Source organism: Plantactinospora sp. KBS50, assembly GCF_002285795.1.
Taxonomy (GTDB): Bacteria; Actinomycetota; Actinomycetes; order Mycobacteriales; family Micromonosporaceae; genus KBS50.
Genome location: NZ_CP022961.1, coordinates 5,912,190 through 5,927,820 on the forward strand (window position 1 = coordinate 5,912,190; position 15,631 = coordinate 5,927,820).

At 68.5% G+C, this 15,631-nt stretch carries 13 protein-coding genes and 1 tRNA gene; 7 read left to right on the forward strand and 7 right to left on the reverse strand.

Annotated elements, in window-relative coordinates:
• Positions 1-27 precede the first annotated feature (27 nt).
• From CIK06_RS25535 to CIK06_RS25555, 5 genes are all read right to left on the reverse strand, one after another.
• A complete protein-coding gene (locus tag CIK06_RS25535; protein WP_157756937.1) occupies positions 28-1,206 on the reverse strand; it encodes a hypothetical protein in 1,179 nt (392 codons plus the stop codon).
• A gap of 20 nt (positions 1,207-1,226) precedes the next feature.
• Entirely contained in the window at positions 1,227-2,552 is a 1,326-nt protein-coding gene (locus CIK06_RS25540; protein WP_095566939.1) for a glycosyltransferase, read from the reverse strand.
• Between the two features lie 162 nt (positions 2,553-2,714).
• Positions 2,715-4,124, reverse strand: coding sequence for a ricin-type beta-trefoil lectin domain protein (locus CIK06_RS25545; RefSeq protein WP_095566940.1), 1,410 nt, complete (start codon positions 4,122-4,124; stop codon positions 2,715-2,717).
• A gap of 88 nt (positions 4,125-4,212) precedes the next feature.
• Positions 4,213-6,129 carry a ricin-type beta-trefoil lectin domain protein gene (locus CIK06_RS25550; RefSeq protein WP_095566941.1) on the reverse strand — a complete coding sequence of 639 codons (1,917 nt, stop codon included), beginning with the start codon at positions 6,127-6,129 and terminating at the stop codon, positions 4,213-4,215.
• Positions 6,130-7,417: 1,288 nt separating this feature from the next.
• Entirely contained in the window at positions 7,418-8,509 is a 1,092-nt protein-coding gene (locus tag CIK06_RS25555; RefSeq protein ID WP_232533861.1) for an IS630 family transposase, read from the reverse strand.
• A gap of 154 nt (positions 8,510-8,663) precedes the next feature.
• Here CIK06_RS25555 and CIK06_RS25560 point away from each other — a divergent pair, with 154 nt between their 5' ends.
• From CIK06_RS25560 to CIK06_RS25580, 5 genes are all read left to right on the forward strand, one after another.
• Entirely contained in the window at positions 8,664-8,978 is a 315-nt protein-coding gene (locus CIK06_RS25560; protein WP_157756938.1) for a hypothetical protein, read from the forward strand.
• On the forward strand, positions 8,975-9,307 hold the full coding sequence (locus tag CIK06_RS25565) for a type VII secretion target (protein WP_095566944.1): 333 nt from the start codon (positions 8,975-8,977) through the stop codon (positions 9,305-9,307). Before CIK06_RS25560 ends, CIK06_RS25565 begins: the two co-directional genes overlap by 4 nt.
• 96 nt (positions 9,308-9,403) lie before the next feature.
• Entirely contained in the window at positions 9,404-10,495 is a 1,092-nt protein-coding gene (locus tag CIK06_RS25570; RefSeq protein WP_232533861.1) for an IS630 family transposase, read from the forward strand.
• Positions 10,496-10,530: 35 nt separating this feature from the next.
• On the forward strand, positions 10,531-11,253 hold the full coding sequence (locus tag CIK06_RS25575) for a hypothetical protein (RefSeq protein WP_095566945.1): 723 nt from the start codon (positions 10,531-10,533) through the stop codon (positions 11,251-11,253).
• 1 nt (position 11,254) lies between these two features.
• A complete protein-coding gene (locus CIK06_RS25580) occupies positions 11,255-11,569 on the forward strand; it encodes a hypothetical protein (protein ID WP_095566946.1) in 315 nt (104 codons plus the stop codon).
• 314 nt (positions 11,570-11,883) lie between these two features.
• Here the strand turns inward: CIK06_RS25580 and CIK06_RS25585 are convergent.
• Together CIK06_RS25585 and CIK06_RS25590 are read right to left on the reverse strand one after the other, a co-directional pair.
• Positions 11,884-11,956: transfer RNA gene (locus CIK06_RS25585), tRNA-Arg, on the reverse strand.
• 270 nt (positions 11,957-12,226) lie between these two features.
• Positions 12,227-13,048, reverse strand: a complete 822-nt coding sequence (locus CIK06_RS25590; RefSeq protein ID WP_095566947.1) for a transposase family protein — start codon at positions 13,046-13,048, stop codon at positions 12,227-12,229.
• Positions 13,049-13,389: 341 nt separating this feature from the next.
• Between CIK06_RS25590 and CIK06_RS25595 the strand changes: the two genes are divergently transcribed.
• The gene (locus CIK06_RS25595; RefSeq protein ID WP_095566948.1) at positions 13,390-14,634 is read left to right on the forward strand and encodes a sensor histidine kinase; all 1,245 of its coding nucleotides are present in this window, start codon (positions 13,390-13,392) and stop codon (positions 14,632-14,634) included.
• Between the two features lie 250 nt (positions 14,635-14,884).
• Positions 14,885-15,625: a hypothetical protein gene (locus CIK06_RS25600; protein ID WP_157756939.1), complete on the forward strand. Its 741-nt coding sequence runs from the start codon at positions 14,885-14,887 to the stop codon at positions 15,623-15,625.
• Positions 15,626-15,631: the final 6 nt, after the last annotated feature.

Below are 15,631 nucleotides of genomic sequence, written 5' to 3' on the forward strand. Positions count from 1 at the left end.
CGCCGGCGCCCGACCCGGGACCCGCCGTCAGGACTCCGCCAGCACCCGGGAGAACGCGGCCAGGTAGCGGGGGTCGCCGTCCCGCTCGCGGGCCAGCCAGTATTCGGCGCCCCAGAACAGGTACGCCGACAGCCGGGTCGGTGCACCGTCGTTCCAGGACATGCACTGGTTGTAGTTCTCGATCAGGTGCTCGGGACGGCAGCTGTAGGCGGCCGCCGCGAACGGGTTCGGCGGGTCGGTGATGGTCTCCCAGGGCTCCGCCTGCCCCTCGGAGACCATCACCGCGCGGCTGCGTTCGAGGCTGGCCCACTCGAACAGCGACCGCCGCACCCGCTGCTGCCAGGGGCTCCGGCTGCCGGCGAGGTAGACGGCCCGCCCCCTGGTGCCGGCCACCGCGTGCCGCGGGTAGAAGTCGATGCCCACGATGTCGGCCAGCAGCTGCGCGACCGCCAGCGAGTCGCCCTGGTCCCGGGTCCGCCACCACTGCTGGGCACCGACCGGCAGGGACGTGGGCAGGAAGCCGTTGAGCATCACCGGCCGGGTCGGGTCGGCGATGCGTACCGTCTCCACCTCGCGCCGGACGAAGGCCGTGGCCAGCCGCCACGAGTGTTCCATGCCGAGCGGATCGACCGCCTCGTGCTCGACCTGCCAGGCGATGACCGAGCCACGGTCGCGGTAGCGTTCCACGACCCGGTTGATCACGGCCGTGGCCCCGGCGAGCAACGGCCCCTGCGCGTCCGGGACGACCAGCGCGCCCTCCCGCAGCGGCGAGTCGAGCACGTGGTCGGGCACGAAGTACTCCGGGTACCCGAAGTTCTTCACCGCACCCACCGAGATGATCACCTGCTTGCCGGCGCGTTCGGCCGCGTCGACCTGCCAGTCGAGTTCCTCCGGGCGGAAGGCACCGGGTTCCGGTTCCAGCCTGTTCCAGTACGCGCCGAGCCTGATCACCTCGAACGGATGCTCCAGCAGACGGTCCAGCGACTCCCGCAGGTCCAGACCCATCGCCTCGGCCTGCCGGGGTCGGAAGCTGATCCCGAGCCGGGTGGAGCCGCGCTTTCGTACCGGCGCCCGGCGCCACTGCTCGGTCAGCGGCTGCTCGGTCCGGGCGACCCGGACCTCCGCCACCACCGGCAGCGCGGCGGCCGCCGCCACCGCCCATGCCGCGTTCCTGCCGCGCCCGCTCTCCGGCCGGTCTGCCCTCACAAACCCTCTCCTTCCGCTCATCAGGTGCTCCGGCCGCTCAACAGGTGCTCCGGCCCGCGGCCGCGGCCCCTCAGCTGGTCCACCGGGTCCCGCCCGGTCCCGCACACCGGCAGCGGACGGGCCGGCGGCCGGTCCACGCGTACCCCGCCGGGAAGTCCGACCAGGTCGGCCAGCAGGTCGGCGATCTGCTCGGCCGCCCCGGGCCGGCCGAGCCCCGCCGACGCGGCCCGCATCGCCTCGGTCCGGGCCGGCTGGCGGCACAGGTCGGTGACCGTGCGGACCAGCCCCCGCACGGTCGGCGCGTACGCACCGGCGCCGGAACCGACGACGTGGGCGACGTTTCCGCGCTCCTGGCCCGGCAGCCGCGAGGTGAGCACGATCGGGGTGCCGCAGCAGGTGGCCTCCGCGATGGTTCCGGGTCCGGCCTTGCCCACCAGCACGTCGGCGCAGCGCAGCCAGTCCGGCATGTTGTCCACGAAGCCCTTCACCACCAGGCGTCGCGGGTAGCGGCCGGCCACCGCCAGCAGGCGGCGGCGCAGCCGTCCGTTGCGGCCGCAGACGGCGACCAGCGCGATGTCGGGTACGTGCCGCAGCAGCGCGGTGATCTGTCGGGCGATCCCGCCGGCGCCCTCGCCCCCGCCGGTCACCAGCACGAGGAACCGGTCCTCGGGCACGCCCAGCGAGCGCCGCAGTGCGTTGCGGGCGGCCCGCGACAACGGGCTGCCGGCGAAGGCCGGTGCGACCGGCACGCCGACCGGGATCCGCCGGGTCGCCGGGTCCCCGGCACGGTCCGGCCAGTTGACGGTGGGCGGCACGACCATCCGGTCCACGTCGGCGTCCCGCCAGCTCGCGTGGGCGGTGACCAGGTCGGTCACGACGGTGACGACGGGCGTCGCGGGGGCGCGGCCGTCCCGGGCGCGCACCGCCGCCGTACCGGTCAGCGGGTGGAACGAGACGACGGCGGCCGGGCGGTGCCGGGCGACCGCGGCCGCCACCGGCGGGTCCGCCAGCCGCAGCAGGGTGGCCCGGAGCAACCGGACCGCGCCGGGCGAGTTGGTGCCGTGGTACGCCAGCGCCCAGGTCCAGCGGGCCAGCCGGATGGACGGCGCGTACAGCCGGGTGATCCAGCGCATCAACGGGGCGGCCTGCGGGCCGCCCAGCGGATCGCAGAGGATCCGCACGAAGGCTCCGGGGTAGCGCCGGTCCAGCGCCTGACCGACGGCGCGGGCCGCGGCCCGGTGCCCGCCGCCGGTGTCCGCCACGAGGAACAGCAGCCGGATCCGCGCGCCGTCGAACGGCAGATATGGTGCAAGCGGCTCGTACGGGGATCTTCTCGCTGCGGCCACGGGCCAATTGTCCGGGTCCGGCCGTCATTTGTCGTACCGCGTGGTAAGTATCGGCACTACGTCACGGAGCGGCCCGGTCGGTCAGCCGAGCGGGCCGTCCGGCAGGCCGCGAGCGGCGACGGGCCGGGTACGCCCGCCGCCGCTCGTCCCCGTGCGGCACGGTCAGCCGAGGGTCCAGGACTGGTTGGCCGAACCCGTACAGGTCCAGATCTGCAACTGGTTGCCGTCGGCGGTGCTCCAGTCGGTGACGTCGAGACACTTGCCCGAGCCGGTGTTGACCAGGCTGCCGTTGGCGCCGATGGTCCAGTTCTGGGCGTTGGTGCCGTTGCAGTCCCAGATCTGGATCTTGGTGCCGTTGGCGGTACCGGCCGAGGTCACGTCAAGACACCTGCCCAGCGACCGGAACGTGTTGCCGGTGTGCGTCCACTGCTGGGCGTTGGTGCCGTTGCAGGTGTAGAGCTGCACGTGGGTGCCGTTGGCCGAGCTGGCGGCGGCCACGTCGACGCACTTGCCGCCGTACCCGCGGATCACGGTCGTGCCCGACGGCGGCGCAGTGGTCGGGGGGTTGGTCGGCGGGGTGCCGCCACCGGTGATGGCCCTGAAGATGGTGGTGAACTGGTAGTTGCTCTGCGGGGTGCCGCTGGACCCCTGGTTGTCGCGGCCGAGCGCCCAGAACGTGAGTTGCTGGATGCCCTTGCTGGCGGCGAACGCCTCCAGTTCCTGCGCGTCCTGAATGGTGAACACCTCGACGGTGACGTCGTTGACGCCGATCATCGGGCAGTTGCCCTCCATCGCCCACAGCTCGGCCGAGGACTTGCTGGTCCAGATCTGGCCGAGTTGGGTGTGCAGGCCGTTCGCCGCACTGATCGCGGCCTGGCCCATGTCCATCGCCCCGCCGTAGTCCATGGTCATGATGTTGACGAGGTTGACCGTGAGATTGTGGCTCCTGGCGTTCTGCAACAGCGCGATGCCGTTGGACTCCAGCCCGCTCGGGTTCACCGGCAACGTGTAGTCGACGGCGAGGGTCCGGCCCTGCGTCGCGTACTGCTGTTGCAGGTTGGCCAGCGCCTGGTTGCGGCGGTCGTTGGCGGCCGTGTTGTTCAGGGTGGCGCCCTCGATGTCCAGGTCGATCCGGGTCAGGTTGAACTGGTCGATCACCTTCTTGTACTGCGCCTGCATCGCCGAGACCGTGCTGCACGAGGTGAGTTCGCTGCCCGCGGCACCGCCGAAGGACACGATGACGTCGCCGCCGACCGCGCGCAGACTGTTGATGGCGTTGTTCCAGCCGGCGTCGGTGACCGGGGTGTCGCCGTTGATGGTGGCGTTGCAGGTGCCCTGGCTCACGACGAACGCCAGCGTGTAGTACTTGTTGCCGGTGGCGTTGTAGGCGGCCATCAGCGAGGACGGGCTGTTCCACATCTCGGCGTACGGCGCGGCGTAGTGGGCCGGGAAGCCCGGTCCGGGATTGGCGGCGGCCGCTGCCGGGCCGACGCTGGCGAACATCGCCGCGGCGGCGGCCAGCGGCAACGCGCCGAGCGCCGCGGCGAGCGACCTGATCCGGGTACGGGGCATGGCGGTCTCCTGCGGGGGTGAGGCGACGGGGCGGCGGGGCGGCGGGGCGGCGGTGGGCGTTCGGACGTACGGGATCAAGCGGGCGGGTTCAAGCGGGCAGCGTCCAGAGCTGGTTGGCGCCGCCGAAACAGGTCCAGATCTGTAGCCGGGTACCGTCGGCGCTGCTGTTGTCGGTCGCGTCGAGACACTTGCCGGAGCCGGTGTTCACCAGCTTTCCGGCCTGGTTGGTCCACTGTTGTGCGCCGGTGCCGTTGCAGTCGTACAGCTGGACCCTGGTGCCGTCGGCGGTGCCGGCGGCGGCCACGTCCAGGCACTTGCCGAGGGCGCGGACGCTGCCGTCGGCGTTGCCGACGGTCCACCGCTGGGCGTTGGTGCCGTTGCAGGTGTAGAGCTGCACGGCGGTGCCGTTGGCCGAGTTGGCGCCGGCCACGTCGACGCACTTGCCGCCGATGCCGGTGATGGCGCCGGTCCGCGTGCCGCCCCCGCCGGTCGAACTGGCGGTCGGGGTCGGGGTGGGGTTGCCGGTGCCGGTGTTCCAGGTGAACGTCGCGGAGGTCCGGGTCGGCAGGCTGTAGACGAAGGACTGCCCGGCCCAGTCGACCCGCACCGTCTGGGTGGCGCCGGTGGAGTTGTACGCGATCAGCGCCTTCGAACCGTCCGGGTTCCGGAACGCCACGTTCGGGATCGCGGCGTTGGCCGACGAGTCGATGCGCACGGCGCCGGGGCGGACAAACCTGGTGAGGTGGCCCATCGTGTAGTACTCGACCGTGTAGTCGACCTGACCGCTGCGCGAGTCGCCGCGGTGCACCGTGACCAGGCCGGTGCAGGTGCCGCAGCCGCCGTTGTGCGGCCCCATGTTCTGATCCACGGCGAGACTCCACTTGGTCCACGACCGACCCCAGTTGCGGAAGTACTCGATGAGGTCGTACATGTCCTCGGAGTGCTGGTTGCCGACCCAGGTGCCGCCGGAGTGCTCGGTGACGTACGCGTTGACCCCCGGGAACTGGTTGTGCACCGTGCTCATCTGGCCCGGACTGCCCCCGTAGTCGTGCCAGGCGATGCCGCCGAAGTTCGGGTGGTTGCGGATCGCCGCGTCGTTCACCAGCGGCGCCACCCACGTGTCGTACGTGTCGAAGTTCCAGTCCCCTATGAGCAACCGGGTGCTCAGCCCCGCGCTCTGCAGGGCCGGCAGGAGGTCATTCCTGGCGAACGACTGGAGACCCGACACCGGCCACTGCATCGACGGGTAGCCGGCACAGCACCCGGGCTCGTTCTGCTCGGTGACATAGTTGATGTGCACGCCGTTGGCCTCGTAGCCCTGGATGTACCTGACGAAGTACTGCGCGTACGTCTTGTAGTACTGGGCCTGCAGGTAACCCTGGCTGTAGGCGTTGTTGTCCTTCATCCACGGCGGCGCCGACCAGGGTGAGCCGATGACGATGCTGTTCGGGTTGAGACTGCGCGCCTGCTTCGTCAGCGCCATGACGTCCGCGTCGCGGGCCAGCGAGAAGTCGTTGAGATCGCAGCACGTGGTGTCGTACGAATAGCTGTTCTGGGCCAGGTCGGACGAGCCGATGACGTTGCGTAGCGCGCTGATGCCGATCCCGGAGGTCGGGCTGAACAACCTGGTCATGACGTCGTTCTGGGTCGCCGCGCTGAGCGCGCCGCTGCCCCGGATGTCGAACGCCGCGGTGTCGGTGATCGAGGCGCCCGCGCCCTCGAACGGCTGGTACGTGCTGCCCTCGTTCACCGTGATCGTCTGGTTGGCGCCGCCGCCACCCGCCGTGAACACGACCGGCGCCTGCTGCTGCAACCCGCGGCTGACCACCCGGCCGCCCGGGTCGGAGGTGGTGGTCAGCCAGACGTCGACGCTCTCGTTGGCGGCGTTGGCGAAACTCGGTGGCAGCAGGGCGACCGCGGCGACGAGGCCGACGGCCGCCACGACGGTTCCGCACCGACGCGGGTACGGGGATCGGGCGGAGGATGGCGGGCGGCTCTGTGGCATGGGGGCTGCCTTTCCAGAGGCGGGGCACGCTTTCCGGCCGGCCGGGCACGGTTTCCGGTGGCCGGGCACGGTTTCCGGTGGCCGGGCACGACCGGGACGCGGCTGGTGGGCGCCGCGTCGGTCGGATCGTGAGCCGTCCGTGATCGGCCCGATCCCGGACGCTGGTGGGGTGGGTGGCGAGGCTGGGTGGCGGGGCGGGTGCTCCATAGAAAACACCCGATGCCACGAATGTGTCAACGAATTGCTGCAATTTTTTCTGTAACGCGTTACATCGATGCAGCTCTCGGCTCCCCCGAACCACCCGCAAGCCGCAAGCCGTCGGACCAGTACGCGCCCACGCAGCGGCTACGCCCGCATCCGGCTACCGCGCGGCGCTCTCCCCACGCTCAGCACCAGGCTTCCCGGGGTTGAACCCTCCGTTGGGTCCGTCCGGTGCACTGGTACTCCGTCTGGCCCTTCTGCTCACTTCATGCCCACGTCCGCGATCGTCCGCTGCTGCTCGCCAGTTTGGCTGCTCGCTTGGCTGCTTGACCCGTTCAGGATTCCTCGCTCAATGCCGGTCCTTGCGGGGGCGTCCCTCTCTGAAGGCCGTGGTCGAAGCTGTCCCGGTCACCGCTCGGCAGCCCGGGCACCGCCTCGGCGGTGAGGTTCTGGGGTTCACTCATCTTCAGGGCGGCGTGCCGCGTTCGTTCTCCCGATTAGATCGCCTGTGCGTAGTCATCATTTGCAAGGTCATCTTTTCAATATGCAACTTGCATGATCGACTCGGCGCCGTGTGCTGTTGAGAGCAAACAGACAAAGCCCTCACCTCTGTTGCTGGACATGTCTCATGAACCATGTCCAAATGGGCAAAACTTTCCGGAGGACGGCCCTGACTGACCAATCACTTCTTGCACGGCCGCCTCGTTGATGTCTAGGCGGGGCCAGGACGCTCCGTGCACAGGCAGCGGGGCGACACCGCCGTGAAGAGGAGTGTCGCCCCGCCTGCACCCCACAACCAGAAAGTTGCGGATGCAATGAGGCTAACGAGTCAGTCGCCCGACGGTTCTCGGTCTGAGCCGGGAGATAACAAGGGGCGCCGCAAGCTGACCGTCGCTGAGATCACGGGAATCGTCGCAACCGCTGCTGCGGTGATCTCTGCCATCACGGGGATCCTGATCTACGTGGGTAACTAACCAGCGACGCAGCGCAGGGGGTGGCTGTCCGGTGAACACGCCAACAACCACCTCCTGACGTCTTGTTTGGTACGGCTGACCGACAGGAATCACTAGAGGCGACTAGTGCCTCGTCATGCGGCCTTGAAGGGGTAATCCGGGTGGCGGATCTTGGACTTGGTCGCGTATCCCGTTTTCGGGCGGGCCTGCTGGTTGTGCCAGCGGATGTAGTCACCGATCGCGGCGTCCTGCTCGGCGTGGGTGCGGTGGTCGGTGCCGTTGAGGGTGAAGTAGCGCAAAGCGGCGAACTCGGCTTCGATCCAGTTCAGCCAGGAGCTGTAGGTCGGCAGGAAGACCAGCTCAACGTCGTTGGCCTGGCACCAGGCCCGCACGGTGGGGTGCTTGTGTGGGGAGAAGTTGTCCAGGATCAGGTGCAGCGTCTGCCCTGGCCAGCGGCGCCGCAGGCTCTTGAGGAAGTCGAGGAACTCGCTCGATCGTTTCCGGTCCCGGATCCGGTAGTGGATTCGTCCGGTGGCCAGGTCGAGGCTGGCGATCATGTGCCGGACACCGTGGTCACGGTGGTACGTCGCCCGGAGTCGGACCGGTTTGCCCTGCGGTTTCCAGGCTTTGCCCGGCCGGGGCTGCAGGTTCAGCGGCCCGAACTCGTCGACGCAGATGACCCGGCCGCCGGCCGGTGGATGGTCGTAGAGGTCGAGGACCCGGCGCATCTTGGCGGTGAAGTCCGGGTCGTTGCTGGCCTTCCACGTCTTCGACGTCTGCCAGGTGACGCCGCGTTCGTGCAGGATCCGCCGGACGGTCTCGATGCTGATCGTGTCCACCTGGCCGGTGGCGATCAGGTAGTCACGCAGCTTGGACAGCGACCAGGTCGTAAACGGCTGGCCGAGGAAGCGGGGGTCACACCGGGCGATCACGCAGATCCAGTCGCGGGTCTGCTCATTGATCTTGTTCGGTGTGCCCCCTGTCCATTTTGGGTCCAGCGCGTCGAACCCCCGCTCGTTGAACGCGTGGACCACGTCGCGGACGTAGTCCTCGGTGGCCTTGAGCAGGTACGCGATGTCGGGCACCGGCTGGCCCTGGCCAGACATCAGAACCACGATCGCCCGGCGCAGCTTGACCGGGTTCTTCGCGGTCCGCGTGATCTTCTGCAGCCGCTGGCCCTCGGCCATCGACAGCGCCCGCACGAACACTTCCGGGCGTCGTCCCACCCGGCATCACCTCCCACACCAACAGCGAGAGGGACAGCCTGCCCGAAACGGCCCCCGAACCAACGGATTACACGGCCAACGTCCAAAGACGAGGCACTAGACGGTTGCGTTCTGTTAGCGTGACGTGCATCGTTGTCGCTACGGGAGGGGCGTCGTGATCGATCCGACGTCAGAGATGCAACGCCTCGCGGGAAAGTTCGCCCTGCTCCTCGCTGGCATCTACGTGCTGTTCCCGTTCGGAATGGCCGTGTCCACCGCCGCCGGCGAACCCATCCCCCTGTGGGGGTGGCCGCTGCTCTTGCTACCGGCGTTCCTGTTCGCCCCTGCCGTGATCGCCGCGATACGGCTGCATCGCACCTCCGACCGGGACATCGGCAAGCGCCTCTGGTGGCGCAGCCTGCTGCTGGCTTGTACCGGTTTTGTGCTGGTTATCGCGGTCGCGCTCATCCTCGGCGAGGCAAACTCGTGACCTTCACCGTCCACCCCGAGGCACTGCGGACCTACGCCGCCCAGCTCGACGAGGCCCGACAAGCCGCCGAAGAGGCCAAGCGATACATCACCCATCATGGCTCCTTCAGCCTGCACGACAGCGGCCTGTTCGGTAAGGCGGCTCCCGGACACCGGCACGTCATGGCCGCGCTGGACCTGCTGCTTGACCGCCTCGCCCGGCTTACCGATACCTCCAGCTTGGCCCTGCTTCAAGTCGCAGCCGGCTACGAACGCACCGACGACCAGGCTGCGGCGAGGATCGACGCCAGCTACCCGGCCGTACCCCGGCCCGCCCCCAACCGCGACTAGTGCCTCGTCTTTGGACGTTGGCGGTGTAATCCGTTGGTTCGGGGGCCGTTTCGGGCAGGCTGTCCCTCTCGCTGTTGGTGTGGGAGGTGATGCCGGGTGGGACGACGCCCGGAAGTGTTCGTGCGGGCGCTGTCGATGGCCGAGGGCCAGCGGCTGCAGAAGATCACGCGGACCGCGAAGAACCCGGTCAAGCTGCGCCGGGCGATCGTGGTTCTGATGTCTGGCCAGGGCCAGCCGGTGCCCGACATCGCGTACCTGCTCAAGGCCACCGAGGACTACGTCCGCGACGTGGTCCACGCGTTCAACGAGCGGGGGTTCGACGCGCTGGACCCAAAATGGACAGGGGGCACACCGAACAAGATCAATGAGCAGACCCGCGACTGGATCTGCGTGATCGCCCGGTGTGACCCCCGCTTCCTCGGCCAGCCGTTTACGACCTGGTCGCTGTCCAAGCTGCGTGACTACCTGATCGCCACCGGCCAGGTGGACACGATCAGCATCGAGACCGTCCGGCGGATCCTGCACGAACGCGGCGTCACCTGGCAGACGTCGAAGACGTGGAAGGCCAGCAACGACCCGGACTTCACCGCCAAGATGCGCCGGGTCCTCGACCTCTACGACCATCCACCGGCCGGCGGCCGGGTCATCTGCGTCGACGAGTTCGGGCCGCTGAACCTGCAGCCCCGGCCGGGCAAAGCCTGGAAACCGCAGGGCAAACCGGTCCGACTCCGGGCGACGTACCACCGTGACCACGGTGTCCGGCACATGATCGCCAGCCTCGACCTGGCCACCGGACGAATCCACTACCGGATCCGGGACCGGAAACGATCGAGCGAGTTCCTCGACTTCCTCAAGAGCCTGCGGCGCCGCTGGCCAGGGCAGACGCTGCACCTGATCCTGGACAACTTCTCCCCACACAAGCACCCCACCGTGCGGGCCTGGTGCCAGGCCAACGACGTTGAGCTGGTCTTCCTGCCGACCTACAGCTCCTGGCTGAACTGGATCGAAGCCGAGTTCGCCGCTTTGCGCTACTTCACCCTCAACGGCACCGACCACCGCACCCACGCCGAGCAGGACGCCGCGATCGGTGACTACATCCGCTGGCACAACCAGCAGGCCCGCCCGAAAACGGGATACGCGACCAAGTCCAAGATCCGCCACCCGGATTACCCCTTCAAGGCCGCATGACGAGGCACTAGGTCACCCGGCCGGAGGTTGCTTCCATGAACGACGCGACCATTTTTCTGGTCGAGCCCGGCGAACCCGAAGCCAGCATCAGCCAGGGATTCGCCAACCCGCTGGACCTTTTCAACTACCTCAGCCCGTCAGCGTGGATCAACTCTGCCATCGCTGACCTCACCGGCACCGACGTCTTCGGCTGGATGACCGACTGGATCGGCGGCGACTGGGCCGCGATGTGGAAGTTCGGCGACGCCCTCGGCCACCTTGCCGAATGCCTGCAGCAGATCGGCATCAACATCCAGGCCGGCGTCATTGCCCTTGACGCCTCCTGGGACGGCAATGCCAACGACGCCGCCTACCGATACTTCTCCCACCTGGCCAGCAGCGTCAGCGGCCAGCAGTACGCCCTGACCGACCTGCGCGATCGGTACCACAAAGCCGCCACGGGCGCCTGGCAGATGTCCAACCAACTCGGCAACATCCTGCAAGCCCTGGCCGACAAAGCCATCCTCGCCGGCATCGCCGCCGCGGCCGGCACCATCACCGCCGAGACCGGCATCGGCGCCCTCGCCGGCTACGGCACGGCAGCGCTGATCGTGACCGACATGCTCAAACTCATCAACCAGGCATCCATCATCATCAACACCGCCGGAACAGCCATCCTCAGCTTCTTCGGCATCGCCATCGATCTCATCTACCAAGGAGGCGGAGGCCTTGGATCCATCCCCCTACCCGCCGTCTCATACACCCCACCCGCAGCCTGACATGCCCCGAGACCGCCTCGACCACGACCTGGAGGAGATGACCGGAGACCCAGCAATCGCCCGCGACATCAAAAAGACCCTCCGCCAGCTCGCCGACGGAACCGGCGGACCCACGCTCGCCGAACTCGCCCGCAACGTCCTGGACGGCCGCACGACCCTCCGCTCCGCCGCGTCCAGCGACGCCTACGCCACCCCGCTCACCGACGCCATCAACCAGTTCCGCCAGTGGCACGAGCAGTTGCCCCCCGAGCAGCGCCGGCAGATTCTCGATGACACCCGCCGACGCCTACACCAGGCAACCGACAACACCGCCTAACCGACGCGACCACCGACAGCACCGATTAGGAGCCACATGGCCTCACCCAAACGGCAACGTCACCGCGAACGACGAGCGGTCGGCGAACCCGCGCCCGACCTTCCACCGGCCACCGTCCGTCCGACGCGAAGGCGAGCGTGCAAGCGATGCGGCGAAGGCGGCCGAACCGAGAAACCCCCTACGGCTGGGTATGCGCCGACTGCCCTTCCCCTCGTAGCGTGGAGGCCAGAGCTTGAGGGATAGAGGTTCATGGCTGAGACGAGACGCCAGTTCGATCCGGAGTTCCGGGCGGGCGTTTCTCCTGCGTATCGAGGTGCCCCCGGCAGGATTCGAACCTGCGACACACGGTTTAGGAAACCGATGCTCTATCCCCTGAGCTACGAGGGCGCGAGGGCCCAGTCTAGCGACCTGGGGGTTCACCTGGGGTGGCAGGGAGTGGCCCACGTTCACCCACGTTCCCCGGACCCCTGTTCGCCCAGCCCAGGACCACAGCCGGAGTCTCCATGTGACTCCGGTTGATCTTGGTGGGCAGGGTGGATCGACCGGCGCATGGGGTTGCGTCGGCGGGGAGCGGTTTGGTTCAGGCTGCCGCGCGGATCACCGGTGCCGGTCGAGTGAATGAGCCATTCCGTGCAAGGTTCTGACTACTGAGGGTTGTCATGTAGTGCGGTCGTGCTCGATGTGGAGAACGGCCAACGCGGCGGCGACGATCTTGCCGATCCGCCATGGGTTGAGGCTGACGTTGCGCAGCGCCTTGAAGGTCATCTTGAGCAGCGAGTTGCCGCGTTCGGCGATCGCTCGCAGGCTGTTGTGGGCCTTGTTGAGCTGCTGCTGGACGAGGCTGAGCTTGGCGTTCTTCGGCTTCTTGAACGCGACGGTGATGGTGCCGGACTCGCCCTCGTAGCCCAGATCGCCGAGGGTGCGCAGGTCGGAGCCGGCGGCGGTGAGGGCGGGCAGGATCTCGGCGTGGGTGCGGACGGCGGTGGTGTCGTGTTCGCGGCCGGGCCGCACACCGGAGGTCCAGATCGGCCAGCCGTCGGGCACGGTGACGACCTGGACGTTGCCGCCGTGGTTGTCGTGTTTACCGGACCACCACAGGTCGACGCCCTCCGTAGGGCCCGGGGTGCGGCACCGGTCGGTCTCGACCAGAATCCCGTCGATGTTCACGTAGTCATGGCCGGCGGCCTTCGCCGCGAGTAGGGCGCCGTGCAGGGTCGGTGACCGGGCGGCGAGAACATCGATGCCTTCGTGGAGGTAGTCGTAGCTGGTGGAGAGGCTGATCGCGTTGTCCCGGGCGAGTTGCCGCATCCGCGTGCTGTCGAGGAACCAGCGCAGGATCAGGACCGCCTGGTCACGGCATGGCAGAGCGCGGGTTCCGGCACGGGTACCGCGGCGGGCGCGTTCCGTGGTGAGCAGACCGGCGAGTACGTCCACGGTGTGTTCGCGTACCGGCAGGACAGCGGTGTATGTGACACTCATCGTCGGCGCAGGACCTCTATGAAGTTGAGCTGTAGGAGGCCACCTTCTTATCGAGGTTCTGCGCCGTTCCTACGTAGCCGCGATCATCCGGCGCGTCTCCGACTTTCCACGCATCTCGTCGGCTACAGACAGCAACCGCAACGTTGCACGGAATGGCTCACTGGCCTGGCTGCTGCACAATCTCGTCGAGAAGCCAGCCATGCGCCGGTGGTCGCGGCCCCGGCCCAAGGTGGTGGCACCCGCCGCCCCGGCCGACCGAATATCTGCAGAACGACAGATTTCCTCGACGACTTCAAATGTTACCGATGCCAGCCGATGATCGCCTCACATAGGCTGTCCGCATGGGAAGCGGATCGCTCGCAGCATGGCGCGACAGGCACTCATGGGCCGCCGTTCTGGCCCTCCTGGTTCTCGCTCCGGCGATCATCGCGCCCCCCGTTGGATTGATCGTTGCCATTCCTGCCGCGACCGCGGTGGCCGTGGTGTTCATCAGATGGCCGCAGCGCGGAATCTCGATGATCACCGCGGCCACCGCGGTATCGGCGATATCGCTCACGGTCGACATCGCCTACCCCGGGCCGCCCGGGCTCGCACTGTTCTGGCTGCCATTCGAGATGCTGGCTCTGTTGCTTCTGACCGGCATGACGATCCGGCTTGCCGGCGAGCGCAAGGCTCTCGTGAGTGGTGCGCCGTGCGTGCTCACGACGATCCTGCTGCCCCTACGGTTCACGCTGCGGATGGACCAGTCCGTGCTCAGCGGATCGATCATCATGATCGCACTGACCGTCTTTCCCACGGCCATAGCGATCGGCATCGGGTTCTATCTGCGCGGCCAGGACCACAAGCGTCGCCAGGCCGTTAGTACCGCCCGCCGCGACCAGCGGCTGCGGGTCGCCGGTGACCTGCACGACTTCGTGGCCCACGAGGTCACCGGCATCGTGCTCGAGGCACAGGCGGCCCAGCTCGAGCCGCTCGACGCCGAGCGGGCTCGGGCGATCTTCTCGCACATCGAGGTCGCGGGGCTGCGGGCGCTGGAGTCCATGGACCAGACCGTGCGGACCCTGCGTGACCCGAACGGCGACAGCAGCGAGGACGCCCCTCCGGTGCGGGTGTACCGCCTGGCCGACCTGCCCGCGCTGGTCGACCGGTTCTCCTCCGGCACGGCCATGACGGCGACCCTCGACCTGCCGGCCGAGCTGATCCACGCCCTCGACCCGGAGCGGGAGGCCGCGGCGTACGCGGTGGTGCTGGAAGCCCTGACCAACGTGCGGCGACACGCACCCCGCGCCGCCGAGGTACGCGTCGTGCTGCGCCCGCTCCCCGGCCCCGAACTCGAGGTCCTGGTCGACAACGATGGCCGGTCCGGAAGCGGCCTGGTCGGCAGTCGCACCGGCGGAGGCACCGGGCTGATCGGCATCGAGGAGCGGGTCCGCGCCCTGGGCGGGCACCTGAGCGCGGGCCACACGGACAGCGGCTGGCAGGTGCGCTGCGCCTTCCCGGCGCCGATCTTGGCCGTGACCGCGCCGGAGCCGCCGACGTTGGCTCTGCCGCCAGGGCAGCCGGGGCCATACACCGCCTGGAAGTGACGACGCACGAGGGGTTCCCCGGCCCGGCCGCCGCCTGACTGATTCCGGGGCCTGAGCCGGATCTTCGACCGGACCCCCTCGACCCGCCCAGTGGCGTCCTCCCGCCGCTACGGCCGGGCATTCGGGCCGTTCGCCGCCGGCTCGTTCCTTGTTTCCGCTGGCCACAGATCTGCCGAACGGCAGATGTCTCTCCTCTTCCGGATCGCCATGATGAAGCAGTCAGCAGATATTGCGATCGGAGGACTTGATCATGCCCCCCAAGGGAAAGGGACTCCTCGTTGCCACCCTTGTTGCCGCCATTACTTCCGGCGCCGCCGGATGCGGCAACAGCGAGGCGACGAAAACCGAATCTCAGAGCTTTCCCCTTCCCGGAGAGGTTCTCCGCATCGACGCGTCCGAGGCCGCGGTGAAGGTGATCAGCGGCACCGGCGAATCAGTCGACGTGCAGCGCGAACTGAAGGGCAAGGCGACTGACGACGGCAACGCCACGTGGACGATGTCGGGCGACACGCTCAAGCTCGGGCTGCGCTGCTCGGGCATCGTGGTCAGCTGCGAGGGCAGGTACACGGTCGCCGTGCCGCAGGGAACGGCCCTGCGGGTCAACGCCTCCGGCAGTGCCGTGACCCTGGACTCTCTCACCGGCGACATCGACGCCTCGGTCACCGACGACGGAACGCTGCGCGTGGCGGGGCCGACCGGGAAACTGAGCCTGGCCACCCGGGGCGGCTCCATCACCGTCACGAGCGCGCGATCCACCGAGGTGACCGCACAGACCAAGGGCGACGGCAACATCGACCTCGGCTTCCTCATGGCGCCCGAGCGGGTGAAGGCGACCGCCAGCGGTTCGGTCCAGGTGACTCTCCCGAACGACTCCGGGACGTACCGGATTGTCGGCGCCGACTCCGCGAGTCTCGCCTCCGACGACAAGAGCTCCCGTTCCATCACCGTCTCCGCCGCAGACGGTACCGCCAGCGTCCAACGAGCCGGCTAGGAGACC